This is a genomic window from Synechococcus sp. H60.2 (assembly GCF_047462315.1).
Lineage (GTDB): Bacteria > Cyanobacteriota > Cyanobacteriia > Thermostichales > Thermostichaceae > Thermostichus.
Genome location: NZ_JANSIZ010000028.1, coordinates 1 through 26,120, shown reverse-complemented (window position 1 = coordinate 26,120; position 26,120 = coordinate 1). Strand labels below are relative to the sequence as shown.

Below are 26,120 nucleotides of genomic sequence, written 5' to 3'. Positions count from 1 at the left end.
CTTTCCCTCCTCTGTGCTGCGCAACAACAGGCAACCTCTCGACTGAGCTGTCTGTATGCTATTATACTACAGAGATAATACGGACTGGAGCGAGGGAGGGATCCCTTCCCACCTTTGGGAGATTGGCTGCTGTTAGGATGCTGGCTGCTGGGGCGAGAGGAGAGCGGATGAGCGAGCAGACTTCGTCCTACTGGCCTGTCCACATTGTCGGCGCCGGCCCCGGGGATCCTGAGCTGATTACCCTGCGGGGCCAGAGAGCGCTATCAGAAGCAGATGTAGTATTCTACACAGGTTCTTTGGTGCCGGAGGGGCTGCTGACCCATTGTCGCCCTGGGGTGGAGGCCATCGATACACGCGCTTTCACCTTGGAAACGCTGCTGCCTCAGATGGTGGAGCGGGTCAAGGCAGGGCTGCGGGTGGTGCGGCTGCAGGATGGGGATCCGTCTCTTTACGGTGCTCTGCACGAGTTGCTGATTCGGCTGGCGGAGGCTGGGATCCCCTTTGAGATCGTGCCGGGGGTGAGCGCCTTTCAACTGGCAGCCGCCCGTTTGCAAGTGGAGCTAACGGTGCCGGAGCTGGTGCAGACGATCATCCTCACCCGCGCCAGTGGCCGGACGCGTGTGCCGGCAGCGGAAGCCCTGGCCAGTCTGGCGGCTCACCGCGCCTCTCTGTGTCTCTACCTGAGCGCCCGCCATGTGGAACAAGCCCAGGCGGATCTAATGACCCACTATCCCGCCGATACCCCGGTGGCCATTTGCTACCGTCTGGGCTGGCCGGACGAGCGGATCTGGCTGGGATCCCTGGCGGAGATGGCAGCCCTCACGCGGCAAGCCGGCCTGGAACGCACCGTGCTTTACCTCATCAGTCCCGCCCTACGGGGCTTGGCAGGAGCCGGCTCGGCCCGCTCGCGGCTCTACAGCCCTGACCACGCCCACCTCTTCCGCCCCAAAATTGGCCGGCGGGCCCATTTGTAACAGCTTCTTTCAGTATATTGACGGATGACAGCAGGCTGAAGATAATAAGGCAGCACGATGAGTTCAGAGGCTTTGACTGCTGGCTGCAAGGGGCTCCTCTTCCTCAAGAGAAGTGGATTTCTTTTGGATTGGAGTTGTTGCAAGACTCTTCATTTCCCTCTTTGACTGGTGAGAGCTCTAACCTTATGGATGACTCATCTGCTGCTCGCAGCGCGGCAACCCTGATCAAGACTTTGCAGAAGGCCCTTGCTCCCCTGCCAAGCCGTTCGGCGCTGAAACAAGATGTCCTTTACCTGATGGTGGATCTGCCACAGCAGGGACTGTTCAGCCGCTCTATGGTGTTGCAGCGGGTTGCCGGCCAATTGGAAGGCGCGCCGGTGCAGGGAGTCAGCCAACTGGTGGTGTACGGTCGGCTGCAGGGAGAAACACAGCCGCAGTGGAAAAAAGTCTTCTATTTGTCTTCTGGGAAAAGCGGTGCCGACGCCACGGAGATTGTATTGCCCGGCACCAAGATTTCCGAGATCAAGGTGCTGGATGCCCAAAAACCTGTTGTGGATCCCGATGCCAGGCCTGATCGCAAAGTTAAAACCCTAGAGGCGCCGCTTCCCAAAACCCAGAAAGAGCGAGGCTCAGGGCCTGACCCAAACCAGTCTCCTCATGCCTCTGCACAGGCCCAAGCTGGGATCCCGACCTCTCCGTCCACAACTGCCCCTGCTTGCCCCAGTTCTCCCATCAGCCTTCCGGTCAACGTTCAGGCGCTTGGCCAGCAGTTGCACCAACCTACCCTACGACCCTTCCTGGGGGGAGCCCTGGCTTTGTCTCTCCTGCTGGGGGCCGGGTTGGTGGTGCATTCTTTCCGGCAGCCCGACATCCCTGCCCGGGCCAGATCGCTGGGAGTAGGGATCCCTCTGTTGCTCCTGGCTGCAGGGGGGGGCTGGCTGGGGTGGAAAGGCCGGAGTGCTGTCAACACCTTTAAGCGAGAGGGATCCTCTGATCCTTTGGCAGAAGGTTTGTCCTTTTTACAGGCCAATCAAGTTCCTGAGGCAGTGGAGCGGTTTCAGGAGGCCCTGTCCCTCACCCAGGGATCTGCTCGAGTCGAGATCCATAGCCTGCTTGGCCAAGCCTGGGTCGAGAAAGGCAACTGGGCAGAAGCCTTGGCCCAGCAACAAAAGGCCCTTGGGTTGGATCCCCACTTCAGCCAGGCCCACCTCTGTATTGCTCAAATTCGCCTCAAGCTGGGGCAATGGGACGAGGCGATCGATTCCTGCTGGGCTGCTTTGGAGTTGGACGATCGCCTGGGCTCAGCCCACTACCTGATGGGACAAGCGCTGATGCACAAGGGCCAGTTAAAGGCGGCAATAGCAGCTTTTCAAACCGCCCTCAATCTCGATCTGGATCCCGAATTAGCCGCCGCTGTGCGGGTGGATCTGGGCTTGGCCATGGTTCATGCGGGGCGTCTGGCCCAGGCTGGCCAAGAGTTCAGCCAGGTGCTCCTCTCCGGCAGCTCCTCCAAGCTCCAGCAGGGCCGCGCCTACTACGGGCTGGGCTTGGTCTTAGCGGCCCAGGAGCAGCACAGCGAAGCCATCAAAAGCTACCAGCGAGCCCTGGGGCTAGTGCCCAGCTTGCCTGAGGCGGTTGCTGCCATCGGCTTGTCCTATTTGGGTCAAAAACACCGCGACGCCTCTGGGCGCAAGTTTGTCTGGCCCCAGCAGGTGCAAGAGGCTGTGCAGCAGTTTGAACAAGCGTTAAGAGAAGACCCAGATTTGCCCGAAGCCCACTTTGGCCTGGGAGAAGTGGCCCGTATCAAGGGGGATCTGAGCTCAGCGGTGGCCAGCTATCAACGGGCGATGCGCAGCAACGGCAGCTACGGCATGGCCCACTACCGCCTGGGATCCGTCTTGGCCCGCCAAGGCAAGTTGGAGCAGGCCGTCGAGCACTTGCGCTCGGCTTTGGAAATTTCTCCCAACTTCCCCGAAGCCAAAGGGAGCCTGCAGCGGCTTCTCTCTAAGCAGACGGAAGAGGTACATACCGACCTACTGCCCGTGTAAAGATGGGAGCTGATCGACGCTGAGGGATCCCGGTTGCCGCCCGACAAGGTGCACGCCCGCCTGCGAGAGGTTGCCGCTCCAGCCATGAAGGGATCCCTGCCCACCTGGTCTTGGCCGGATGTGGCTATGGAGCCATCGATGCCCTGCGTGCCCTCAAAGGGCAAGCGCGGGTGATCGCCATCAATCCCCACCCCTACATCGTCAACTCGGGCATGTCCACGCGGCTGCTGAGCGGTCGGTTTTCCCTGGATCTGGTGCGGATCCCGCTGCTGGAGCACGTTCAAGCCAATGGTGCCCAGTTTCTGCCGGGACGAGTAACCCACATGCAGCCGCAGGCGCAAACCCTGACCCTGGAAGGCGCAGGCGGGATCCAAACCCTTGCCTACGATTACCTGTTGGTGAATGTGGGGCGGGAGCTGCGGGCCATCGACGGGATGCAACATGCTTTCGCCATTCGACCGGCGGAGCAACTGGTGGCCGCCCAAACCTGGATCCGGCAGTGCTGGCAGCGGGCGGCCCAGGGAGATCCGACGCCGGGCCTGCTGACCTTTGGGGTGGTGGGGGGAGGTTGCACCGGCCCAGAGCTGATGGGAGAGCTGTACGACCTCTGCCGCGAGATGAGCGCAGCAACGGGGATCCCTTTGGCGCGGGCCCGCCTGCTCCTGCTCCATGGCCAGGCCCATCTGGTCGAGGGCTTCTCAGAACGCTTCCGCCAGGAGGTGGAAAGGGAGATCCGCCGCTTGGGGGTAGAGATCTGGGCGGAGCACCGGGTAAAAGCCTTCGGGCCACAGCAAGTTTGGCTAGAGGATGGCAGCGAGCTGGTGGCCCAGACCCGCCTATGGGCGGGTGGGTTGCAGGCGCCCGCCTGGCTGAGAAGCTGCGGCCTGCCGCTGGGGCCGACGGGATCCCTGCTGGTGGATGAGTGCCTGCGGATGCAGGGGGCAGAGCGCATCTTGGCCTTAGGGGACTGCGCCGACTTTGTCTGGGGATCCCGTCTCTTGCCCAAGATCGGCGTGTACGCGGTGTGCCAGGGGCCGATTGCAGCACAAAACCTGCTGCGGCTCATCCGCGGCCAACCCCTGCTTCCCTACCGACCTCAGGCCACTGTGTTTGTCTGTGTTACGGTGGGAAACCGCATTGCCGTCGCCGAGAAAGGCAGGTGGGCCTGGCGCGGCTACCTGGCCACGCTGCTGAAAAACCTGTTCGATTGGCTCCATATGCGCCAACGCAAGCCCGTGCGCTAGCAGGTATTCTTCTACGAAATCTCTACAGAGAACGGGGTTAAGATTAAGTTACAGACTGGCCGGAATGGGCTAGCTTCCTCAGCTTCTCGATCTCGACCCTATCGCCCTTCAACCCTCAAAAGCTCTTGACGCTCTCCGGCCCAAGCAGCGACCCAGCGGGAACAACAATGCCTCTCGATAACCTGCGCGGACTCTATCAGCAAGTCATTCTGGAGCGGTACAAAAAGCCCCGCAACTTCGGCAAAGTGGATCCGGTTCATCGCCACCAACGCGGCCACAACCCTTCCTGTGGCGACACCATCGACCTCACCTTGCAACTGGATCCGGATCAAGAGCGAATTGTCGATATCAAATTCGAAGGCGAAGGCTGCGCTATTGCCCTGGCCTCTGCCGATCTCATGGCTGACGCCGTGCGGGGACGCACCATCCCCGAAGCGTTGCAGTTGGTGGATCACTTCCAAGCCATGATGCGCGGCGGCGCTGAGTTTCCGCGGGAGCAGCGGGCCTTGAACGCCATGAAGGGAGTTGCCCAATTTCCGGTGCGCATCAAGTGCGCCAACCTGGCCTGGCATGCCCTCAAACACGCGCTGGAATCGCCCGAACCCGGTGGATCCCCGGACAACCCAGATTTTGTGAGCAACGAAGACACCGACTAGGTTTCGCCCTCTAGGGGCAACGTAGGGGATCCCTGTTATCCAGGAAACTCCGAGGATCAGGGATGCCCAGGGTGCCTCTTTGGCTCGTCTGGGAGCCAATGGCCTCAGCAGCAAGCCCTTCAACGCCGCCACTCTGGCTGCTGCAATCGCAGCTCTGCTGAGCTGGGATCCCTGAACCTGCCCCCCCAGATCCGTAGGATCCCTGCCGCTATCCGCCAAATGGCGTAGAAAAATCCTATAAATCGCGTACGTAGATCCTCGGTGTTTTACGTTTTTTTACGGATATCCAGACTATAATGGGAACGTGAACGTTGGAAATACGGAGGAAACGCAGATGCAAGCTGGTGTCGATCTAACGCTAGACTACCGTACTTACCGCATAGCGGCCCTGTTGAGCGAGAGCTTTTCTTTGGGAGCACTGCTGGGAGTATCCCTCAAGTGGCAGGGTGAGGCCTCTTCTGAGGACGAGCCGCGGGCCGGGGTTTCCCGCCTCTCGCCGGAGCAGATTGAGCAGCGCTATCTCGTTCCTCGGCGCAAGTAACCGGGACTCTCGAAGCAACTCTCTCAAACGGAAACGACCATGAATACCTCTCTCGATTTTCTCCCTGTTGCTCCGGCCCCTAGTATCGCAGAAGTCGTGGAGCAAGTTTTCCGCAGCGGCCTTCTCAGTTGGCATCAAGAAAACCTCATCAACGAGCTGCTGTTTCAACGGTATTACTCCGAGGCCGACCTGGAAATGCTGGATCGCCTGACTTTGGCGTTGCTGAACCAGCAAATCGAAGCGGACAAACCTCCTGTAGCAAAAGCTGCCTGACCGCCAAAACGCATCAAGTTCCTCCAAAGCAACAGGGGATCCTCTGCGGATCCCCTTACCTGTCGATCGAGCTAGAGTCTCCTCAGCAAACGCCGAGGAGTTCTGGGCTGCAGCGGCCGGGTGTGAGGGCTAGACCGCGACGGTCTTCTTCACCTGAGCTGCCAAAGCGCCAGAAGCATACTTGGCTGCCATCTCATCCAAGGTAACCACCGGAACCTTGGTGCCATGGCCGGCACAGCCAAAGGCGATGTAGCGCTCAGCGCACACTTTTTGCATTTCCTTAATAGAAGGCTTGAGGAAAGAGCGGGGATCAAAGTCTTTCGGATTTTCGGCCAGGGCGCGGCGCACGGCAGCCGTGATGGCCAGGCGGTTGTCGGTGTCAATGTTGACTTTGCGCACCCCGTTTTGGATGCCCCGCTGAATTTCTTCCAGCGGCACGCCGTAGGTCTCGGGGATGGAGCCGCCGTACTGGTTGATGATGTCGATCAACTCCTTAGGCACCGAGGAGGAACCGTGCATCACCAGGTGGGTGTTGGGCAGGCGGCGGTGGATCTCGGCGATGCGCTCCATGTCGAGAATGTCGCCGGTGGGCTTGCGGGAGAACTTATAGGCGCCGTGGCTGGTGCCAATGGCTACAGCCAGCGCATCCACTTGGGTTCGCTCCACAAAGTCCACTGCTTGATCCGGATCGGTGAGCAGTTGGTCGTGGCTGAGGGCCCCTTCAGCACCGTGGCCATCTTCTGCTTCGCCGCGGCCTGTCTCCAGGGATCCCAGGCAGCCCAGTTCCCCTTCCACGCTCACGCCGACCGCGTGGGCCACCTTGACTACCTCGGCAGTAACAGCCACGTTGTACTCGTAGCTGGCCGGCGTTTTGGCGTCTTCTTTGAGGGAGCCATCCATCATGACGCTGGTGAAGCCGTTGCGGATGGCGGAGTAGCAGGTGGCGGGGCTGTTGCCGTGGTCTTGGTGCATGGCGACGGGAATGTGGGGGTAGGTCTCCACTGCCGCCAGGATCAGGTGGCGCAAAAAGTGCTCGCCCGCATACTTGCGCGCCCCTCGAGAGGCTTGCAGGATGACTGGACTGTTGGTTTCATGGGCAGCTTGCATGATCGCTTGGATCTGCTCCATGTTGTTGACGTTGAAAGCCGGAATGCCGTAGCCGTGTTCGGCGGCATGATCCAGCAAGATGCGCATGGGAACAAGAGCCATCGCTTACCTCCTGAGGTGCTGACCTAATGCGTGTGAGATTTGCTTACCGTTAATCTTAAGGTATCTTTCACGTTTTGCGGGATGTAACCCTGGAGATTTGGGGATCTCGCCAAAGCATCCTTGCTACTATTGGCCGCCATGCTCGCGCTCAGGCGCAACGGTTCTGTGGTGCCTTCCAGATACACTAGACGTGGGTAGAGCGCGGTGCGCTCCGAGGCAAAGGTCGCCTTGTCTACACTCGCCTGTTTACTTTTAGCTTTTTGTGGACGTTATTTTTGCCTTTTGTTTTGCATTTTGTGTTGTTTGTCCGGAGGATTGAGAAGGTGCATTGCAATCCGTGGCCGATCCTGGGCGCGAGCTGGGGAGAGACTTTGTCCCGCCGGATGGGTTTGGCCATAGCCTGCTGGGCAGTGGCGGGCCTTCAATCGGCGGCATGGGGGATCCCTGGACAATCGCCAAATCAGGTGGCTGCCTGGGTAAGAGACAACCCGGTACTGCGGCCCCGTCCGGGCGAGACGCTAAACATCCAGCGGGTGGAGCCAGATGGATCCCGGTTTACCTTTTTGGCCTCGGTGGCCCCGCCAGGACGGATCATCAACCCGCTGGATCGGGAGACGATTCGCTCGGAGCGCATGACCTTCTTTCGCCCACAAGGGCTGACGGCGGAAGATCTCTTTCAGGCGATTCGCGAGGTCTATGGGTCGGAGATTGCCGCCGATTTGGATCAAGCAGTGGAGGTCATCCGCTACCCGGCTCCTGAGACGCTGGCTCGGAATCCCGGCTACAGCCTTGCCTTGGCCACCCAAGGTGTGGTGCTGCGGGGAAAGCAATTCGTCTATTGGCTGGAGCTGACGCAAAACCCCGATGGTCGCGTGCAGCAAGGGCAGGTGTGGGTGTTCCAAGAAGAATGGCTTCCTAAGGTGGAAGGGGAGTTGGCCGAGCGCTTTCCCCTACAGGTGAGGAGCCGCTGAGCTGGCCCTCAGGCAGACGGAGGTTTGCGGCTGCCAGGATCCGCCTCTGAATTCAGCAGCAGCCACGTTGCCTAGGAGGGCTAGGCCATACTGACAGCCAGGGGGTAGGGGGGCACGGCTGTGGTTTTGCTGGTTGGCCTCACGTTGTTCGGCAGCGCTTTTTGCCTTTTTTGGGGGCAGTTGTTGCTGGGCAAATTGCTGCTGCCGCTGTGGGGGGGATCCCCCCTGGTGTGGAATACCTGCCTGGTCTTTTTCCAGCTTGCTTTGCTGCTGGGCTACCTGTGGGCAGACCGGCTGGGGCGAGGGCTCGATCCCGGCCTGGGCGTGCTGCTGCACGGGGGCCTCTTGCTGGTGGGGCTGAAGTTTTTGTCCTTTGAGTTCGGGATCCCTGGCCAACGGGAAGAGGTCTTTCCTTCCCTAGCTCTGTTGGCTGACTTGACGGCGAGGGCGGGAGTACCCCTGGTTCTTCTGTCGGGAACGACGCCGTTGCTGCAGCGGGCGCTGGGAGGGGTGAAAAGGGATCCCTACGGGCTCTACGTGGCCAGCAATGCCGGCAGCCTAGCGGGGCTTCTGGGTTATCCGCTGCTCTTGGAGCCGCGGTTGTCTTTGTCGGGGCAAACCCACCTGTGGACGGGATCCTACGCCCTAGTCGCAGCGCTGGTGCTGCTGGGTGGGGTGGGGCTGCTGCTGCAAGGGCGGGGGGTGGCTTTCCTACGAACCGCTCCTGCTCTGGGGGATCCCAGGGACGTCGGCAGGACGGAGATCTGGCCCCTCTGCTGGCGGGAGGGTTGCCGCTGGGCCGGCTGGGCCTTTTTGCCGGCGGGTCTGTTGGTGTCAGTCACCACCCTCTTGACCACCGAGGTGGCGGCGGTGCCCTTGCTGTGGGCCCTCCCCCTGAGCATTTATCTGGTGACCTTCATGCTGGCCTTCGGCGGCCTCCACCCCAATGAGTTGGTTTCGAGTACGACAGCTCTCCTGGCCTGTGGGGCAGTGGGGGCCCAGGTTCTGGGCTGGGTGAGGCCTTGGTTTTGGGTGTTGCTGCTGCATCTAGGGGCTTTTGGCCTGGTGAGCTGGTTCTGCCACAGCCAGTTGGCCAGATCTCGTCCGCCGGCCCAGCAGTTGACGCAGTTTTACCTGTGGCTGGCTGTGGGAGGCAGCTTGGGAGGGCTGTTCTCCGCTTTGCTGGCGCCGCAGGTGTTTGAGACATTACTGGAGTACCCCCTGCTCTTGGGGGTGTCGCTGGCGGTGTTGGCGGCACGGGGAGGGCGGCTGGGGCTATGGCTGGGGCTGGGGCTGCTCTTGCCCCTGCTGCTGCTGCGCTTCCACCCCCAGGCGTTATTTCGCCTCGGAGCTGCAGTGGGCTTGGCCGTGGGGGTAGCGGTGCTGGCCCTGATGGGAGAAGACGGGAACCGCGGCTGGCGCAGCAGGCTTGGCCGGCTGGGGACGGGGGTGGGGTTGGTTTTGCTGCTGGGACAGCCTTGGCTGCCGCCGGGGCTGCAGGTGGTAGCCAGCGAGCGCAGTGTCTTTGGCCTTCACCGCCTTGTGGAATACCACACCGAGGCGGGCTCCTTCCGCAGTCTGCTCCATGGCACCACCCTGCACGGCAGCCAGAACCTAGATCCCCAGAAAGCCCTGGAGCCGCTCACCTATTTTTCCCGCGAGGGGCCGGTGGGTCAGGTGTTCCAGCAGTGGCGGGCGCAGCCGCGCTCTTCTCCAGCCCAGGTTGCAGTGTTGGGGCTGGGGATCGGCACCTTGGCCGCCTATGCCGAGCCGGGAGAGGAGTGGACGTTCTTTGAGCTGGATCCCACTGTGGCCGACTGGGCGGGCCGCTACTTTGCCTATCTCAAGGGGGCCAGCCGGCGGGCGCAGGTGCGGGTGATCTTGGGCGATGCCCGCCTCCGCCTGCAGGGGATCCCCAATGGCAGCTACGACCTGCTGGTGATGGATGCCTTCAGCTCTGACGCTGTGCCGGTGCATCTGCTCACCCAGGAGGCCCTGACCCTCTACCTCAGCAAGCTCAAGCCCCAGGGCTGGCTGCTTTTTAACATCACCAACCGCCACCTGGACTTGGCGCCAGTGTTGGCCGCCTTGGCAAGAGAATTGCGGCTTCCCGCCTGGTATCAAGCCCATGAAGAGCTCACCGCCGCCCAACGCCGGGCAGGGCTGGCTCCCTCCCGTTGGGTGCTGATGGCCAAAAGCCCTAGCGGCTGGCAAGGCGGGGATCCCTGGCAGCCTCTTTTGCCCCCAACCGGAGATGCGGTCTGGCGAGATGATTTTTCCAACCTGCTGCAGGCAATCCGCTGGCCCTTCTTGGCCCAGGAGGAGGTGGCTCACGAATTCGGCGGAGATCTCAGGCGGAGTTAGTATGAGTTAAGATTGTTTGCAACGTAACTAAAGCCCGCCCAGGAGCATGGCCTATGTCTTCCTCAACTGTGCAAGCCTTACCCAGGGATTCTCAAACCGTTCTGACCGAGGCCCCTGCAGCTTGTTTTGTGGCCATTGGTGGCAGCCTACGGCCCAATTCTCTGACCTATCGGACGCTGGAAGTGGTGCGGCGCGAGTTCGAGAAGCTAGGGATCCCGCTGCACCTCCTCGATCTGCGGCAGATGAAGCTGCCCTTTGCCGATGGCTCAGAATCCTACCCAGACTATCCCGACGTGGCAGTCTTGCAGGCAACAATGAAACAGGCGGATGGGATCATCCTGGCCAGCCCGGAGTACCACGGCGGCATCAGCGGCAGTCTGAAAAATGCCCTGGATCTGTTGCGCTTTGAGCACCTGGAGGGCAAGGTCTTCGGGCTGATCAGCGTTTTGGGCGGTGAGAGCAACAGCAATACCCTAAACCAGATGCGTTTAATCGTGCGTTGGGTACATGGCTGGGCGATCCCGGAGCAGATTGCCATTGGTCGGGCTTGGAGCGCCTTCGATGAGCAGGGCAACCTCAAAGACGAAAATCTACGCCAGCGCTTGCAGCGCTTTGTGCAGAGCATGGTAACCAACACGGCCAAATTGCGCGGGATCCCAGCTCCCCTTTCCTAAAAAGGCGCTAGGCTCTCCAGCAGCCTCTGTTTTAGTAGCTCCCCCTTTTGCTCTTTCAGGGGAAAGGGGTTGGCGCCCAAGCGACGGCATGGCTAAGGTGAGCCAAGAGGAAGCTGCGGCAAAAATCTGCATCACCAAAGTCGGGCCATGGTTCAACCTGCTTCCCCCTACTCCTCAACTGGAGCTGGGACCATCTCTCCCCTAGTTGCCCTGCAGGTAACCTTGCAGCGGATGCGGGAGCAGAGCGATGCCAATGCCTTGATTCAGCTCACGCTGGAGTATGTCAGGGCGGTGTTTGGGGCGCCGCTGATCTGGCTGGCCCTCTATGACCATGCCAATCACCAGTTGGTGGGCCAAGGGGGGGTGACCCTGCGTGAAGACGATCAAGCGCTCTTGCGAGCTCTGTATCCCCTGCAGCCGGGGGAGATCTTGGAGCAGGTGGTGATCGAGCAGCGGCCCATCAGCGTGGCCGATCTCTCACAGGAGCCGCGCATGGGCCTTTGGCAGCGGGAAGCCAAGCGCCTGGGCGGGATCCAAGGCTGCTTCATCTACCCCTTTTCAGCAGTAGGGCGGCGGCGCTGCCTAGGGATCCTGATGCTGGGATCCCAGGTGTGGGGCATCACCACCCGCGAGGAAGAAAAGGCGCTCCTGGGGATTTTGCTGGGTCAGTTGGCCGCCTCTTTGCAAGAGCTGGAAAACGCCTGGAGGCAGCAGACCGAAAAACGCCTTGAGGATTCGCTCCTGAGGCTGGGAACGGCGATGTGCCAGGCGGGATCCCTGCAGGAACGGGTCAGCCTGGTGAGGCAGGAGCTGCAGACGTTCCTCGGCGCCGTCCATATTCAGGTGTACTGGCACGAGCGCAGCCAGGGGCGGTTTGTTTCCCATGGAAGCGCCACTAGGCCCAGCCAGCCACCCACTCCTGCCCCCATATCCAGAGAGGCCAAAGCGGGAGCAGCACCGCCAGGAGATGGCGGCTTTTCACTGCGGGAGTTGGGGGATATGTACTACACCCTCGCCGATGGCCAGGTGGTGGTGGGCGGCACAGGGACGACCCGCTCCGAGATCCCCCTCAAGCTGATGCAGCAATTGCGGGCCCAGGCGGCCTTGGCCGCCCCCATCTTGCTGGAGAAAGATCTGCTGGGGTTTATTTGGGTGCAATCGGAGGTGCCTCGCACCTGGCAAGCCTCCGAGCGCCAGTTGGTGGCCGCCGCCGCCAATGGGCTGGCCTTAGCCGCCCCCCTGGAAAATCTGGGTCGCCGCATTCGCCAGTTGGCCGACGACCAGGAGTTTGTCCACCAGGTGGGCCGTTCGCTTTACAATCCGGCGGAGCTGCCGCAGGCTCTCCAGCAAGCGGTGGTTGGCCTGGGTCAGCGTCTGCAAGCCGGTGCGGTGGCCCTCCTGACGGTAGATCTCGATAGGCCAAGCCCCCGCCTCTTCTCCGAGTACCGCAGCGAGGGCAAGCAGGCTTTGCCGCCGCAGTTCAGCTCTTTAAGCGAGCAAGACTGGCAGGATCTGCTGCGCAGCGAGGTGGTGGCGGCGGAAAACTACGACCAGGATCTGCGCCTCCTCTCCTGGCGGCAAGACCTGGCCCCTTTGGGGGTGCGCTCCCTCCTGCTGACTCATACCGGCGCCAGCGGCACTGCCACCCCCGAAGGGCTGATCCTAGTGCTCCACCCGCGGCCAAGGGCTTGGAGCCGAGAAGAACGGCAACTGCTGCGCGGGACTGCCCAACAAGTGGGATTGCTCCTGCGGCAACTTCGGTCTCAACAACGGCAGGAACGGCAAGAGCACTTGCTCAGCGGCCTGATTACCGCTTGCCTGACTTTGCAAAACCTGGCCACCCCTGCTGCTCTCTACGCCACCACCGCCCAACAGGCGGCCCAACTCCTCCGGATCCCTTTGGCGCTGGTGGTCAGTTGGCAGCCGGGGGAGAGCCGGGCCTGCTTGCAGCCGCCCTTTGCCGCCGCCCCTGAGTTCTGCCCCAGCGGCCCCACGGAGATCAACCGGCAGGATCCCTTGCTGGCTGCTGCGCTGCAGGCAAGAGGGCTCCTCCAGCTTGCCCAGGAACAGATCCCGGCAGCCAGCCGCACCTGGCTTAATTCCGCGGGCCTGGGCTCCTGGCTGCTGGTGCCCTTGGGGGAGACGGATCCCTCGCTGCCGGAGCCCCTGGGGGTTTTGATCCTGGGAGCAGAAGCGGACAGAGTCTGGGAGGCGGAGGAGCAGGCGGCTGTAACGTTAATTGCCCAAACCTGTGGCTGGACGCTGCGGCGCCTGCTTTGGGTGCAAACTTTGCAGGAGCGGCAGGAGGTGCTCAGCGAGTTGAACTGGTACAAGCACCGCCGCCTGCTGGATATGCAAAATGCCCTTCTAGATAGCCTGCGCCGCCTTGGCCAGGTGCCGGACATCCCGGGAGATGAGGCCACCCGCTGGCAAAAGGTGGTGGAAATCGGCAGGGGGCTGCAGGAGCTGGCCGTCTCTACCAATCCATTGTTGCAGGCAGAAACCTGGCAGGTGCAGCCGCAGTTCCAGTCGCTGTCTTTGGCTACTTTGGTGCGCAAAAGCTTGCGCCGGGTGGAGGGCCTGACCCAAAAACGCAAGCTGTGGCTACGCGCCCACGGCGACCTCAGTCTCGCCGTCCAGGGCGATATCGGGCGATTGGAGATGGTCCTCTGGGAGGTGCTGCTGGCTGCTGCCTTGCGCAGCCCGGAAGGAGGCCGGCTGGATCTGTGGGGCCAAGCCACAGAGGGCTATGCAGAGCTGCTGGTGGTGGATCAGGGCCACCTTGATCCCCACCTGCTGACGGCCTTGCAATGGGATCCGCAACAGGTCATCTACGCCGATCCCCTCTTCCAATCGCCGCTGCTGGTGAGCCCCGGCCTGGAACTTGGTCTGTGCCAACGGGTGGTGCAGCGGATGGGGGGGCAGCTCTCCTTCTATCCGTCTGGGGATGGGCGCTCCGTTGCCCGGCTGCTCCTACCGCTGGCCAGCGAGGAACTGCGTCCCCCCCCGCCGTAGCCTCAGGGGGACAACGCCCTCAGCAGCCAAAACAGGGGCAACAGGGCCAGCACCCCCCGATCTAGCCGCCGCAGGTGTAGGCGGTGCCAGCGCAAGGGGTGGTCGGGGCCGGTCAGCCCACGCGCCTGCATGGCCATGGCTGTCTGCTCCGCCCGCAGGAGCAGGTTTTCAAAAAAGCGCTCCACTAGGGCCAGCAGGGTTTGGATCCCGCCCCGGAAGCTGAGGGATCCCCAGCGCACGTCGCGGGTGCGCACTGCCCGCACCAGGTTTTGCACCTCCTCCATCACCAGCGGCAGAAAGCGCAGCGCTAAGGTGAGAGTGAGGATTACCTCCGCAACCGGCCATCCCCAGCGTTTTAGAGGCTGCACCAGGTGGCCGATCCCCTCTGTGATCTCTTCTGGGGCCGTGGTCAGCAAAAACAAATTGGTGGCGTAGAGCAGCGTAAAGATGAGGGTGCCCAGCCGCAAAGCCACCGACAGAGAACGGCGGGACACCTGAAAGGTTCGCTCCCCTAGGGAAACTTGCAGCAAGCGGTAGCGGTAGGGGGTTGGCCAGGCACGGGTTTGCTCCCGCCAGGTCCGCTTGGCCGCTGCGCGGGATCCCTCTTCCACCCCCCAGTCATAGCTGGGGATGAGCCCGTAGCCCACCACCTGCACGTCCTGCCGCTGCGGCTGCGGGAAAACCCCCAACCCATCGGGAGCGAAGCAGGTGATCCCAAAAGTGAGCAGGCTGAGGGCCAACACCAGCGAGAGCTGGCCCGACCAGACCCGACGCGGCAGGCGGGCCGCCACCGTCAAGAACAACAGAACCGCCACCACGGCCAGGCGCCAGCCATTGCTAGCCAAAATTGGGCTGAGCAGAAAGCTGAGCAGCCAGGCCAGCTTCACACGCGGATCGAGGCGGTGCAGCCAGGTGCGCGGCTCTTCCAGGTAGATCCCCAGCGGGGCGTTGCGCAGAATATCCACTACAGGCAAACGGGAGACAGGTTATCCCCCAAAAGAAGAACGGAAGTTGGCAGCAGAAAAGGCTTAGAGTCGCTCCACCAGACGGGTTGAGCCGGATTGGGCGGCGACCCATCCCCCCGGGGCCCCCTCTCGCTCAACGCGCAACCAGACAGGCACCTGTCCTTCGCCAGCCTGCACCTCTACCACCCGCAGCAGAGCTTGGCGCGGAGCGGCCCCGACGATAGCCCCGGTCAGGCTAGGCTGCTGGCGAATGTTAATGCCCTCATTAGCAATCACCCGCACCTGTTGCACACCCCGCCACTCGGCCAGAGGGCCGGTCAATTCAGGCTCAGGCGTGGGTTCCGGCTGGCCTGGATTGTCGATGGCAACCGGCGGCTGCTCCAGTTGCACCTGGGGCTGCTCCAGCGGCGGCGCCGGCGGCGTGAACAGGCTCCTCAGCATCTGCCAGATCACCAGCAGGGAGAGGATGCCCACGCCGACCACTCCGGCCAAGCGGATGCCGAGGGGAATGGCAGGGCGCTCACCCCGGCCGCGTCTTGGCCCAAAACGGCTGCGGCGGTAACGCTCCACCTCCTGGGATCCCCACTCGTGGGCGTGTGGGATCCCTTCCTCGAAGGGGGGCTTGGCCGGCCCCTCGCCACCCCGGTAGGCGGGCAAATCGGACATGCGCGGAGGCTCTGGAGGAGGTGCTGTCCCTCCCCGCGGAGATGGGGCGGGTGGGCGAGGCCATTCTTGTGTTTGCTCAGGCAGGTGTGGGCCACCCACCATGGCAGGCAAATGGGGTGCGGGGTGAAAAGATTGGGGAGATAACGTCCCCGCCGGCGAGCTTTCGCGGCTGGGCATTTCGTCCAAGTAAGCCTGAACCTGGGGGTTGTCGAAGTAGGCCTTCAGGCTGGCCTGAGCGGTTTCCAAGGCGCGAAACTCCGGGAACACCTCCTCTTGAAACCACTTTTCCGTGAAGCGGCACAGACCCGGCAGATGGTCAGGGGAGCCGGCGGAGTGTTCTGCAATAAACTGCAGGGCCTCTGTTTCTTGGCTGGAGCGCAGATGGTCAAGCGCCTCCTCCGTCTGCCCCAGCAACAGGCTGCAGATGGCCTGCTCCAGATGGACATCCTGCCGCTGGGCCAGGCGGGCCAAGTAGCCGCGGGCGCGCCGCACCAAGGCCGGACGTTTTTCCAGATAGCCCGCTGCCAGCAACACCTGCACAGCCAAGTAAGTGGCCACCAGGGAGGGACGCTCGGCCTCTCGCTCAAACAGCTCCTGCTGTTCTTGGAGAGTGAGGTGGCGGCGCACCCGCTGGATGAAGCGCAAGAAATCTTCTGTGCTGAGGCCAGAGCCATCCTGCCCACTTCCTTCAATGCCACCCCGCTCGTCCAGCATGGCTTTCAGGAGGGCAAGCCCTTGCTGCCGCGCCAGGGCAGGATCGGCAAGCGCCTCTTTGCCGCTTTGGGCAGGGGCGTTAGTCTCAAGGCTGAGGAGCTGCAAAATGCGGTAGGGGCGCAGCTTGCCCAGATCAAGGCGGAACTCTGCTTGCATCTGCGGAAAAGCCTGGTACTCCTCCAGCTCCGCCAGGCCCGCCTGCAGAGAACGCGCCGCCTCTTCGTAGGATCCCTGCTGCCAGGCTTCCCGGCCCAGCTCCAAACGGGCGATGGCCCGCGCCAAAATGGCATCGGAACGGGCAGGGTGGCCCTGCTCCAACATGTGTTGAGCCAAATCTAAAGCCGCTTGGTAGTCTCCGGCTTCGCAATACAAACACAGCACGCCTGGCAAGAGGGTCTCTTCCACCGTCAAGGTGGGATCCGCCGGTGTCAGATGTTCGTCGTAGCTGTGCCGCGCCTCAGGGTTGAGCAACACCGAGGCCGCCTCTTGAATGAGCTGAGCGCGTGCTGCCACGGCCTGCGGCGAGAACCCCAGCAGCCAAGAACGCTCAGCCGGTTTGAGCTCGAGCCGCTCCCGGTAAGCCTGTTCGATCTGATGCTCGTCCGCCCGTGGCGACAGCATCAAAACTCGGTAGTAGTCGAGGGGCACTCGCACCGTCATGGCTGTTGTCGGCTCTCCTAATCGCGTTGGATCCCTGAACCCGCCTCGACTTAACTGTAGTCTTTTCCTCAGCAAAAGGGATCCCCTCTTGCTTAGAGCCTACCAGTCCCAGCTCCCCGGCTCCCCCTTGAAGGGGCCTACGACCTTGGAGGTAATCCAGCCGCCGTAGAAATCTCCCGGCTGGGGCCGAACTCGCTCTCCATCCACACGGCACTCCTGCACGCGGCCCGCATAAAAAGCAAGGTAGTCGCGGATGGGCCAAAACTCTGGGCTAGGATCCGGATAGCTCCAGGCGGCATCCACGGCCACTTGGGAGCCGACCTGGATCGTCCAGTAGCGGGCAGTTCCTTTGAACTCGCAGAAGGAGGTGCGGGTGCTGGGGCGGAGATACTCCAGCCGCACGTCGCTGGGGGGAATGTAGTAGGTGGGCGGGTGGCTGGTTTCCAGGATACGGTAGCAGCGGCAGCTGTGGGCGATGAGCTCGCCGTTGAAGAGCACTTCCACCCGCTCGGCAGTAGGTTCCAAGCGGGGCGGGCGCGGGTAGTCCCAGACGGATTCTTGTCCGGGCCGGGGTGGGATGGGCTGGGGGCGCATGGGCAGTCTCCAAAGCAGGATCTGACAGCACCTAAAGCAGACGGCTGGCTTCTACCAGTTTGGCGTACTGCACCAGCAGCAGAGACTGTTGCTCCGGCAACACCTGAATCACCCCCTGCTGCTGCAGACGGCCCAGCACCGCCGCCGCTACCTCTCGGCTGACCTGGCTGATATCGGCCAAATCCTGGAGGGGAGGGTAAACAATGCGCATTCCCTGGGCGGTCTTCTCGCCAAAGGCCTCTGCCAGTTGCACCAGCGCATGTACCACCCGCAGCGGGGGGCTTTGTCGACCCAGATCGGCCTGCAAATTGGCCAGGCGTAGGCGGCGGGAGAGGCTGCGGGCTAGCTGGTAACACAGGTGCGGCTCCTGCAGCATCAGCGCCTTGAAAGTTGCCGCCGGGATCCCGGCCGCCCGCACCGGGGTTAGGGCCAGCACATCCCGCGAGCGGGGAGCTTCATCCAACACCGCCATTTCCCCCACCCAAGCCCCCGGCCCCAGCAAAGCCAAGGTTTGGGTGCTGTCTTGCATTCCTTCTGCTGTACCGAGCCGCAAAGACCGCCGCACCTTAGCCCAGCCGGAGAGGATTAGATAAACCACACTGCCCCAGGCATCCTGCATCAAGAGTGCCTGTCCTGCCGCAATATCCCGCAGCTTCACCTGGGATCCCAGCCATTGCAAGGACGCTGCCGAAAGTTCCGCCAGCGTCGGCACCGCCTTGAGCTCGGAGAGGAGGGCAGCAGAGACATCAGGAGTCATGCCGGAGGGAGGTTGACCGTACCGCAAGCCCACTGTAGCCCAGCCGTCGGCTCAAGGGCTATCCTGCAGAGGGTTCTCGCACCGCTCTGCCCCCTTGGGCCAAGATCGGGAGAGGGAACCCAACTTCCCCCGTTGCGTCAGAAAACAGAGGTTCTGCTCGGGAGGGGATCCCTCCGTCGTTCAATAACCTATGGATGCCTATGGATGCTGCCCTCAGCGACATCACTGGCCAGCGCTGGTCGGTCTTGGTGAAGGACGTGCCTGTGCGGCCCGAAAAGCTCGCTGATCTGGATCTGGTGCTGCTCTGCCAGCAGGGATCCCAACCCCACCGCGAAGCCTTTGCCGAGCTGATACGCCGTCACCAGGCCTATGTGGACAGGGTGCTCTACCACCTTGCCCCTGACTGGCCCGACCGACACGACTTGGCCCAGGAAGTTTGGATCCGGGCCTACCGCCACCTGAAGCGGCTGCAGGAGCCAGCGAAATTTCGCAGTTGGCTGGGAAGAATCGCCACCAACTTGTTCTATGACGAGCTGCGCAAGCGCAAGCGGCAGCAGCAGCCTCTTTCTTTGGATGCCCCGATTTCGACGCGGGATAGCGAGATGGAGTGGGAACTGCCCAGCGAGAGCCCCAGCCCCCATGAGCACCTCACCACCTGCGAATTTTACGAGCGATTGCACCAAGCCGTCCGCGACCTACCGCAGGTTTTTCGCCAAACAATCCTGCTGCGGGAAATTCAGGGGATGGCCTACGAGGAAATTGCCGAGATCACAGGGGTGTCTTTGGGCACCGTTAAGTCTCGCATTGCCCGCGCCCGTGCCCGCTTACAATCCACCCTAAAACCCTACCTCAACGGTGAGTGACCATGGTTCGCCGCAACCGCAACCCCGATCCCAGGGATTCCCAGCAGGAGATGCCGCTGGTGGAAGAGCGCTTTGAACAGTTGAGCGCCTACCTGGATGGGGAATTGTCGCCCCAAGAGGCGCGGCAGGTGGAAGACTGGCTGGCCAGGGATCCCCAAGCGCGGCAACTCTACAGCCAACTGGCAGCCTTGCAGGCCGGCTTGGCCAACCTCAAGGCCCCAACTTTGGATCCCGTCCAGACAGAGCTGCTGATCAGCCGGGTCTTCGAGGAGCTGGATCGACGGCCGGCCCTCGAGCTGGGTTGGTGGCGGCGCAGGGGCACCCCTTGGGGACGGGTGGCAGCGGCTGTGGTGGCCTTGGCGGGAGCCGGCTGGGCGGGCTGGCGCTGGTTGCAGCCACAGCCGTTGGTATCCCTAGAAAATCCGCCGGTGCGGGTGGCCATCGTGCCGGCCTCTGCCCGGGTTGCCCAGCGCTACCTGTTCGAGCCGGGGCAAAAACAAGATGCCTACTCGATTTTGTTTGAGACAACGCCGAACCTCGAAGCCGAGGGGGACTGGGAATGATGCTGAGCAGGCTTGAGAAAGATTGAGGAGTGGAGGGTGGAAAAAGCAGTTCGCCGGGCTTGTGAGCTAGCAGTTTGCCTTTGGCTAGTCAGTCTGGGATCCTTGTCGGCCCAAGCTGATCCCAGCGGCAGCCATCCCGCAGCGCCGCAGGAGCCACGCCCCTATCCCAGTGTCCTGGAGCCCACCAACCTGTCCTCACCGGGATCCCGTCTCGCTCCCACCCCCGCCCAAAATCAAGCGGCCTCTCCCGGGGTAGAGCTATCGCCTTTTCCGAACTTCCCCCTCCTCAAGGAGTTGAGTCCACCCCCACCAACCTGGGCCGACTTAGGCATCCATTGGGATCACCTGGCCCTGCTGCCGGATCCTGAGCTAGCCGAGGCAATGGATAGGGAGTTCAACCGTCGCTTGGCCCGACTGAACCGGCAGATTGCCAACCAACAAGACCGCCTCTACCGCCTTTTGCAAACCTGGGACTCTGACGAAGAGGAGATCCGCCAGGTTCAGGCCCAACTGAGTCAGTTGCGCCTCGAACGGGATCGCTTGGCCCTGGAGCACCTGTTGCTGCTGCGGCAGTTGCAGGAGAACTTTGCCCTGCCTCTACCGAGTCGTTCTGCCGCCACCTCTCCGTAAGGTGGGAGCAGGTTATGATCGGCAGAGGGCAACCACTGACGGAGCTGAGCAATGGCCCAAGTGCCCAGCAACCCAGAGATCGAGCAATTGGCCGCTGCCATTGGCGAGGAAGTTTACATCGATGTGGCCCGGTGGCACCTTTACCTGCGGGATGCCCACCTGCATACCGTTTTGGCAGAGCGACTGGCTCCCCAGGTGATGGCAGGCAAGGTGGACGAGAATGCCGTTACCGAGGTTCTGCAAGGGATCCCAGTAAAAGTGGGGGGTGGGCGCAAAGAGCTGCCCCTGGCGGATCTGCTGCCCATGCAAAGCCTGCTCAACCTGCTGGATGTGCTGGAGGAGTTCAGCCGCAAATGGGCTCAGTAGAGGGGGAGAAACCATTTCACCTAAGGCGATTGCCGCCTCCCCTCAGCACCTGGCTTAGGGCCAGTGGTTTTGTCCTGCTGCTGGAGCTGGTGTCGGCCTGTCAGGGAACCGAGTGGGGAGAGCGGCTGCAACGAGCAGTGCGACCGGTGGGTCTGTCTGCCTCTCCCTCTGCAGATCAAGCAGATCAATATCAACAACGAAATCAAGTAAATCAAGCAGAGACGCCTTCGCCTCGGATCGAACCCCGCTTCCCCTCTGCTCCTGCGACTCCCCCTGCTTCCTTCACGCCTCCGCCCAGCCAGGTCAGCAGCCGCTTTGCGGATCTGGAGCCCGGATCCCTGGTGGCCCGTGCTGTCTCTGATTTGGATCGGCTGGGGGTCTTTGCCGATGTTGTTGGCAGTGAGTTTCAGCCCCAGCGCAGTGTTCGCCGCGGCGAATTTGCCCGCTGGCTGGTGCTGGCCAACAACGCCATTTACGCCGACGAGCCCAGCCGCCAAATCCGGCTGGGATCGGCCAGCGAGCGCCCCCTCTTTTTGGATGTGCCGGAGGAGGATCCCAACTTTCGCTACATCCAGGCCCTGGGAGCTGCCGGCATCGTTAGCGGAGACGCCAACCGCGAGTTTCGTCCCAACAGCCTGCTGTCGCGAGCCGAGCTAATCCGCATGAAGGTGCCTTTGGATTTGCCGCCTGGGCAGATCAAGGGATCCCGATTAGAGCTGGAGGAGCGTTGGGGCTTTACCGATGCGGCGCAGATCCCTGAGGAGGCGGTTGCCCCCCTGGTGGCGGATCGCGGCCTGGAGAATGCTTCCACCGTGTTGCGCACCTTCGGCCCCATCCGCACCTTTAACCCCTTTGAGCCGGTCAGCCGCGGGGAAGCGGCAATTGCCCTGTCGGCCTTTGGGGAGCGGACGGCTCAAGAAGCTGCCTTGCCAACCGCAACTCCCGCAGCCAAGCCCCTCGATCTTGAGCCTTCTCCCCCTGCTGCCGAACCAGACCCGACCCCTTCCCCCGCTCCCACCCCTGAGGGCGAACCCTCTCCCGGCGCTGCTAGCAACCCTGAGCCATCCCCACCACTCAGGATCCCAGCAGTTGCTCCAGGGGCAGGGGAAATCGTTACGCCGCGCCAGCCTCAACCCTGAATTAGAGGGATCCCAAGCTGCGGGAGCAGAGAGGTCTAAAGCGCTGGCGCTCATTGCAAAGATCCAACCGCTCAAGGGGGAGCCAGGATCCCTTGCCAACCTCCCCGCGACTCTTGTTGTAGAAGGCGGGAAAGGATCTGTTGCCGCTCTCTACGTCGTTATTGCTACGCAACGCTGTCGCGAACGCGCTACTATCCCCAACTCCCCTCTCCCCTTGGGAGAGGGGCTTGGGGTGAGGGTCGAGCGGCGCGGAGCGCTTGGGAAGTGTCTCGCTCTAGTTTGCAATTAAATTAAATAAAATGGGAGAAGCCAACTTTGGAAAATCGACAGGGATCCCGTCTGTGTCTGCAACCATTCCCGAAATTCGCTCTGAAGAGCTGCTGCGCTACACCGTCATTGGCTCGCGGCGGCCCAGCGTCTACTTTTGGGCGGTGGCGCTGACAGGGGGTGGGCTGGGCTTTACCCTGGCCGGTCTTTCCAGCTATTTCCACCGCAACTTGCTTCCCTTTTCCGATCCCGCCAGCCTGGTGTTCATTCCCCAGGGCATTGCCATGCTCTTTTACGGTGTGCTCGGATCCCTGGCGGGGCTGTATCAATGGCTGAGCCTGTACTGGAACCTGGGGGGCGGCTACAACGAGTTCAACCGCCGCACCCAGAAGATAACGCTGGTGCGGCAGGGCTTTCCGGGCAAAAACCGCGAGGTGCGGCTGGAATACGACTTTGCCGAGGTGCAAAGTCTGCGGGTCGAGCTGCGAGAAGGCTTCAACCCCCGCCGGGTTATCTACTTGCGGGTAAAAGGACGCGGCGACATCCCCCTCACCGGCGTTGGCCAGCCCCCTTCCCTAACGGAGATCGAAAACCAAGCAGCCGAGATTGCCCGCTTTCTCAATGTCAGCCTAGAGGGTATTTGAAATTTTCTTGGATTGTGGACGGCTGCTGGTCAGGGATCCCAGGAATTGAGATAGCCCAGAAACCGGCTCAACAACATCGGGTCAATTGTCCAAGTAAACTCCCCTCTCCCTTCGGGAGAGGGGTTGGGGGTGAGGGATCCCTGCCTTGCAGAGTGCTCAAGAAAGGTCTAGGACTCGTCCCGCAACTGTCAGAGAAGGGCTGGTCGCCTCTGGAGCAAAAGCCTGGGCTGTCGGGAACCCCAAAAACGGGCTTTGCTCCACCGCCTGGGTGGAGAGAGTAAAGAGCGGATTGGAGAGGATCCCGGCAAAGATCGTGGCCACCAGCGTCAGCACCATGCCCACCCGCAAAGCCGGCATGCCTTCGGCCTGCCAGTTCGTCTCAGGGTAGTTTTGCACCGAAAGCGACATCTCCTGCGGCTCTTTCACCACCATGGTTTTCACTACCCGCACGTAGTAGTAGATGGAGATGACGCTGGTCACCAAGCCCACCAGCACCAGCGTGTAAGCCCCTGCCTGCCAGCCGGCCCAGAAAAGATAGAGCTTGCCGAAAAAGCCCGCCAGCGGCGGCAACCCGCCCAGAGAGAGCAGACAAATGCTCAGGCAAAGGGTGAGGAAGGGATCCTTCTGATAGAGGCCGCTGTACTCGTTGATTTCGTCGGTGCCGGTCTTGAGGCTGAACAGGGTGACGCAGAGAAAGGCTCCCAGGTTCATGGCCAAATAGACCATCAGGTAAAAAATCAAGCTGGCATAGCCCGCTTCGGTGCCCGCCACCAACCCAATCAAGACAAAACCCGCCTGCCCAATAGAAGAATAGGCCAGCAGGCGCTTGAGGCGGGTTTGGGCGATGGCCACCACGTTCCCCAGCACCATGGTCAAAATGGCCAGCACCGAGAGCACCGCCCGCCACTCTTCCGTCATGGTCGGGAACGCAGTGGCCAGAAAGCGAATGGCCAGGGCAAAACCTGCCGCTTTGGATCCCACCGACAAAAAGGCCACCACCGGCGTCGGGGATCCCTCATAAACATCAGGAGTCCACTGGTGAAAAGGCACCGCCGCCAGCTTAAAGCCAATGCCGCCCAGGCAGAACACCAAGGCAAGGATCCCCACCAGGCCGGCATTGGCCAGGTAGGGCGCGATGGCCGCCAATTGGGTCTGCCCCCCCGACAGGCCGTAGAGCAGCGACATGCCGTAGAGGAAGATGGCCGTGCTGCTGGCACCGGTCAAGAGATACTTCAGGGCTGCCTCGGAAGAACGCGGATCCCGCTTGGTGTAGCCGGCCATCAGGTAGCTGGCGATGCCCAGCGTTTCCAAGGAGACGAACACCATGATTAAATCCGTCGCCCCGGCGAGGAACATGCCCCCCAAGGTGGCGGTGAGCAGCAGCACATAAAACTCGCCGGTGGGTGTCCCTGCCTGGGCGATGTAGCGCTCCGCCATCATCACCGTCAGAGCTGCCGTTGCCACCACCAGGCCGCGGAAGAGAATGCTAATTGGATCCGCGGCAAAGCTGCCCAAGAAGCTCTCCAACTGGGGCTGCTGCCATTGCAACACCAAGGTTACCAAGGCCCCAATCAAGCCGAAGAGGGAGAGGGCCGGCAGACTTTTGCGCGCCGCCGACCCACCCACCAGATCCACCACCAAGACAATCAACAGCGTGAGGGTGACCACCACCTCTGGCCAAATGGCGTCGGCATGCAGGTTTCCGGTTGGGGCGAAGACATCCATAGGAGAAGACTATGAAGAGAGATTAACGGGATTCAAAGCCAGCATACCGCGATTTCTGGGTTCTCTTCTCGCTTCAGGCATGGCTTCTCCCAATTATCTCAATCAAGACTCTCAATGCTCAGGCCACTCTTGATCACAGCCCCGCTAGAGCTTGGCACTAGAGGTGAGCACCAGTTTTAGGCGGGCGTGGATGAGATCCAAGTCCGCCAAGCCCAGGTCGATCTCGCCGTCGATAACAATCCCGGTGTTAATCAGCCGATCCAGGAGTTCCAGCAGGGATCCCTCGCCGTGGGGTTGGCCGGGGTAGTAGTCCCCCTGACGGGGCAGAAGCGTGCCCAGATCTCCCAAGTCCAGGTTGAGATCCGCTGGGTCGATCTCCAGCAGGGCGCAGAGTTGCCGAATTTGCTGGCGCAGGGCTTGCAGGCTGCTGCCGGCCCGCTCAATTTGCTCTGCAGAGAGGCGATTGGCCTCCATCTGGCGTACCACCTGAGCTTCCATCAACTGCCGCAGCAGCTCCACCAAGGTCAGCACCAGCGAGGCCAAACCGGCTTCCGGGCGTTTCCGGGTAGGGGTGAAGTCTTCCGGGCTGGCCGGGCTGACAGCAAGGCGAGGGGAAGGAACAGGCAGGGCCAACCACTGCTCAAAGGGCTGGCAAAACTGTTCTAGGCTGAGCAAATGGAGACGGGGATCCCGAGCGGCCGCTTCCCGCTCCTCGGGCAGGTTGTAGCCCCATTCGGCTAAAAACAAGAGCACCTGCTCCAGTTCCGGTACGCTCTGCACCTGGCGCAGCGTCTGCAGGCGATCCTCGACAAACCAGAGTTCCTCAGGCGCTACCTGGGTCGCTGCTAGCAGCCGCTGGAGGGTGGTGGCCTTGGGGGCGGGCACCTCCTTGCCCAGGATGCGGTGGCGTGGCAGTTGGATCCCTTCGCGGAGCAAAAGCTGCTGAATAAACCGCCCCTCTTTGGTACTGAGAATGGCCAGGCGCGGCTCGCCGGCAGCCTGGATCTGGCGCATCCAGGCCGTTACCCCTGGATAAAAGCGGTGCAGCCCCAGCCAGCCCTGGAGATCCTCTGCCAGCCAGCGATCCCGCACCTCATCCAGAGCTTGGGCCAAAGCCCGCTCGGAAACCCCCGCCTGCTGCAACAACCGCTGCCGCCAGCCGGGCCAGTCTTGGCGCAAGTCCTCTTCGGCGATCCCTTGCTGTAGCCCCCACAGCAGCAGAGGCATCTCCCAGCCAATCTCGATTAGGGGTCGCAGGCGGTCGAAGGCAGGGCGCAATGGCTCCAACTGGGCAGGGGCCAAACCCCACACCTGACTACAAACTCGACAGGAAGAAGCAAAGTACTCCGACCGTCCGTCGCAGAGCACACCATCAAAATCCAGAACTAGAATGCGGGGAGACATTCGCCGGGGCCTAGCGAACTCCATAACTGAGTCCCCCATAGAGCAAGTTGCAAAAATGGGGCCAGAGGCCAAGTTAACGTAAGGTGCGGAATTCCCCACCGTCTATACGGTGGGGAGGGATAGCACCCTCTGACTGATTCTGGATGTATTGCTTCACAATTTCTAGGGAGCAAATCATGCCAAAGCCTAGCCCT

At 61.8% G+C, this 26,120-nt stretch carries 23 protein-coding genes; 16 read left to right on the top strand and 7 right to left on the bottom strand.

Annotated features, from left to right (window positions below; all coding sequences use genetic code 11):
* Positions 1-167 precede the first annotated feature (167 nt).
* From cobM to NW845_RS06190, 6 genes are all read left to right on the top strand, one after another.
* Positions 168-974: a precorrin-4 C(11)-methyltransferase gene (gene cobM, locus NW845_RS06215; protein WP_414377546.1), complete on the top strand. Its 807-nt coding sequence runs from the start codon at positions 168-170 to the stop codon at positions 972-974.
* 185 nt (positions 975-1,159) lie between these two features.
* The gene (locus NW845_RS06210) at positions 1,160-3,022 is read left to right on the top strand and encodes a tetratricopeptide repeat protein (RefSeq protein WP_414377545.1); all 1,863 of its coding nucleotides are present in this window, start codon (positions 1,160-1,162) and stop codon (positions 3,020-3,022) included.
* 110 nt (positions 3,023-3,132) lie between these two features.
* Positions 3,133-4,266, top strand: a complete 1,134-nt coding sequence (locus tag NW845_RS06205; RefSeq protein WP_414377543.1) for an NAD(P)/FAD-dependent oxidoreductase — start codon at positions 3,133-3,135, stop codon at positions 4,264-4,266.
* Between the two features lie 167 nt (positions 4,267-4,433).
* Positions 4,434-4,922, top strand: coding sequence for a Fe-S cluster assembly sulfur transfer protein SufU (gene sufU, locus NW845_RS06200; RefSeq protein WP_414377541.1), 489 nt, complete (start codon positions 4,434-4,436; stop codon positions 4,920-4,922).
* Positions 4,923-5,256: 334 nt separating this feature from the next.
* Complete coding sequence (locus tag NW845_RS06195) at positions 5,257-5,463, top strand: hypothetical protein (protein ID WP_414372026.1); 207 nt, start codon at positions 5,257-5,259, stop codon at positions 5,461-5,463.
* A gap of 39 nt (positions 5,464-5,502) precedes the next feature.
* Entirely contained in the window at positions 5,503-5,736 is a 234-nt protein-coding gene (locus NW845_RS06190; RefSeq protein WP_414377538.1) for a hypothetical protein, read from the top strand.
* A gap of 129 nt (positions 5,737-5,865) precedes the next feature.
* Here NW845_RS06190 and fba read toward each other — a convergent pair whose 3' ends face one another.
* Positions 5,866-6,945, bottom strand: coding sequence for a class II fructose-bisphosphate aldolase (gene fba, locus NW845_RS06185; RefSeq protein WP_414365408.1), 1,080 nt, complete (start codon positions 6,943-6,945; stop codon positions 5,866-5,868).
* 383 nt (positions 6,946-7,328) lie between these two features.
* Between fba and NW845_RS06180 the strand changes: the two genes are divergently transcribed.
* From NW845_RS06180 to NW845_RS06165, 4 genes are all read left to right on the top strand, one after another.
* Complete coding sequence (locus tag NW845_RS06180) at positions 7,329-7,916, top strand: hypothetical protein (RefSeq protein ID WP_414377535.1); 588 nt, start codon at positions 7,329-7,331, stop codon at positions 7,914-7,916.
* A 120-nt stretch (positions 7,917-8,036) separates the two neighbouring features.
* On the top strand, positions 8,037-10,280 hold the full coding sequence (locus NW845_RS06175; protein ID WP_414377532.1) for a spermidine synthase: 2,244 nt from the start codon (positions 8,037-8,039) through the stop codon (positions 10,278-10,280).
* 53 nt (positions 10,281-10,333) lie between these two features.
* Complete coding sequence (locus tag NW845_RS06170; RefSeq protein WP_414377529.1) at positions 10,334-10,954, top strand: NADPH-dependent FMN reductase; 621 nt, start codon at positions 10,334-10,336, stop codon at positions 10,952-10,954.
* Positions 10,955-11,101: 147 nt separating this feature from the next.
* Positions 11,102-13,969 (top strand): GAF domain-containing protein, encoded by a 2,868-nt coding sequence (locus NW845_RS06165; protein WP_414377526.1) that lies wholly within the window; start codon positions 11,102-11,104, stop codon positions 13,967-13,969.
* Between the two features lie 2 nt (positions 13,970-13,971).
* Here NW845_RS06165 and NW845_RS06160 read toward each other — a convergent pair whose 3' ends face one another.
* The 4 genes from NW845_RS06160 to NW845_RS06145 all read right to left on the bottom strand — a co-directional run bounded on the left by NW845_RS06160 (position 13,972) and on the right by NW845_RS06145 (position 18,325).
* On the bottom strand, positions 13,972-14,934 hold the full coding sequence (locus NW845_RS06160) for an energy-coupling factor transporter transmembrane component T family protein (RefSeq protein WP_414377555.1): 963 nt from the start codon (positions 14,932-14,934) through the stop codon (positions 13,972-13,974).
* 63 nt (positions 14,935-14,997) lie between these two features.
* Positions 14,998-16,974 carry an SH3 domain-containing protein gene (locus NW845_RS06155; protein WP_414377523.1) on the bottom strand — a complete coding sequence of 659 codons (1,977 nt, stop codon included), beginning with the start codon at positions 16,972-16,974 and terminating at the stop codon, positions 14,998-15,000.
* A 99-nt stretch (positions 16,975-17,073) separates the two neighbouring features.
* On the bottom strand, positions 17,074-17,568 hold the full coding sequence (locus NW845_RS06150; RefSeq protein ID WP_414365399.1) for a DUF427 domain-containing protein: 495 nt from the start codon (positions 17,566-17,568) through the stop codon (positions 17,074-17,076).
* Positions 17,569-17,599: 31 nt separating this feature from the next.
* Positions 17,600-18,325: a Crp/Fnr family transcriptional regulator gene (locus NW845_RS06145; RefSeq protein ID WP_414377520.1), complete on the bottom strand. Its 726-nt coding sequence runs from the start codon at positions 18,323-18,325 to the stop codon at positions 17,600-17,602.
* Positions 18,326-18,525: 200 nt separating this feature from the next.
* Between NW845_RS06145 and NW845_RS06140 the strand changes: the two genes are divergently transcribed.
* The 6 genes from NW845_RS06140 (at position 18,526) to NW845_RS06115 (ending at position 22,797) form a co-directional block, all read left to right on the top strand.
* Entirely contained in the window at positions 18,526-19,188 is a 663-nt protein-coding gene (locus NW845_RS06140; RefSeq protein WP_414365396.1) for a sigma-70 family RNA polymerase sigma factor, read from the top strand.
* 2 nt (positions 19,189-19,190) lie between these two features.
* Positions 19,191-19,751 carry an anti-sigma factor family protein gene (locus tag NW845_RS06135; RefSeq protein ID WP_414365395.1) on the top strand — a complete coding sequence of 187 codons (561 nt, stop codon included), beginning with the start codon at positions 19,191-19,193 and terminating at the stop codon, positions 19,749-19,751.
* Positions 19,752-19,787: 36 nt separating this feature from the next.
* Positions 19,788-20,381 (top strand): hypothetical protein, encoded by a 594-nt coding sequence (locus NW845_RS06130; RefSeq protein ID WP_414377518.1) that lies wholly within the window; start codon positions 19,788-19,790, stop codon positions 20,379-20,381.
* Between the two features lie 51 nt (positions 20,382-20,432).
* Positions 20,433-20,747, top strand: a complete 315-nt coding sequence (locus NW845_RS06125; protein ID WP_414365391.1) for a DUF3181 family protein — start codon at positions 20,433-20,435, stop codon at positions 20,745-20,747.
* Complete coding sequence (locus tag NW845_RS06120; protein WP_414377515.1) at positions 20,735-21,886, top strand: S-layer homology domain-containing protein; 1,152 nt, start codon at positions 20,735-20,737, stop codon at positions 21,884-21,886. The genes NW845_RS06125 and NW845_RS06120 overlap by 13 nt, the downstream gene beginning before the upstream one ends.
* 341 nt (positions 21,887-22,227) lie before the next feature.
* Entirely contained in the window at positions 22,228-22,797 is a 570-nt protein-coding gene (locus NW845_RS06115) for a photosystem I assembly protein Ycf4 (protein WP_414377513.1), read from the top strand.
* Positions 22,798-22,953: 156 nt separating this feature from the next.
* Here the strand turns inward: NW845_RS06115 and NW845_RS06110 are convergent, their stop codons facing one another.
* Both NW845_RS06110 and gvpJ read right to left on the bottom strand, forming a co-directional pair.
* Positions 22,954-24,522, bottom strand: a complete 1,569-nt coding sequence (locus tag NW845_RS06110) for an NAD(P)H-quinone oxidoreductase subunit N (RefSeq protein ID WP_414377510.1) — start codon at positions 24,520-24,522, stop codon at positions 22,954-22,956.
* A 144-nt stretch (positions 24,523-24,666) separates the two neighbouring features.
* Positions 24,667-25,926, bottom strand: coding sequence for a gas vesicle protein GvpJ (gene gvpJ, locus NW845_RS06105; protein WP_414377506.1), 1,260 nt, complete (start codon positions 25,924-25,926; stop codon positions 24,667-24,669).
* Positions 25,927-26,120: the final 194 nt, after the last annotated feature.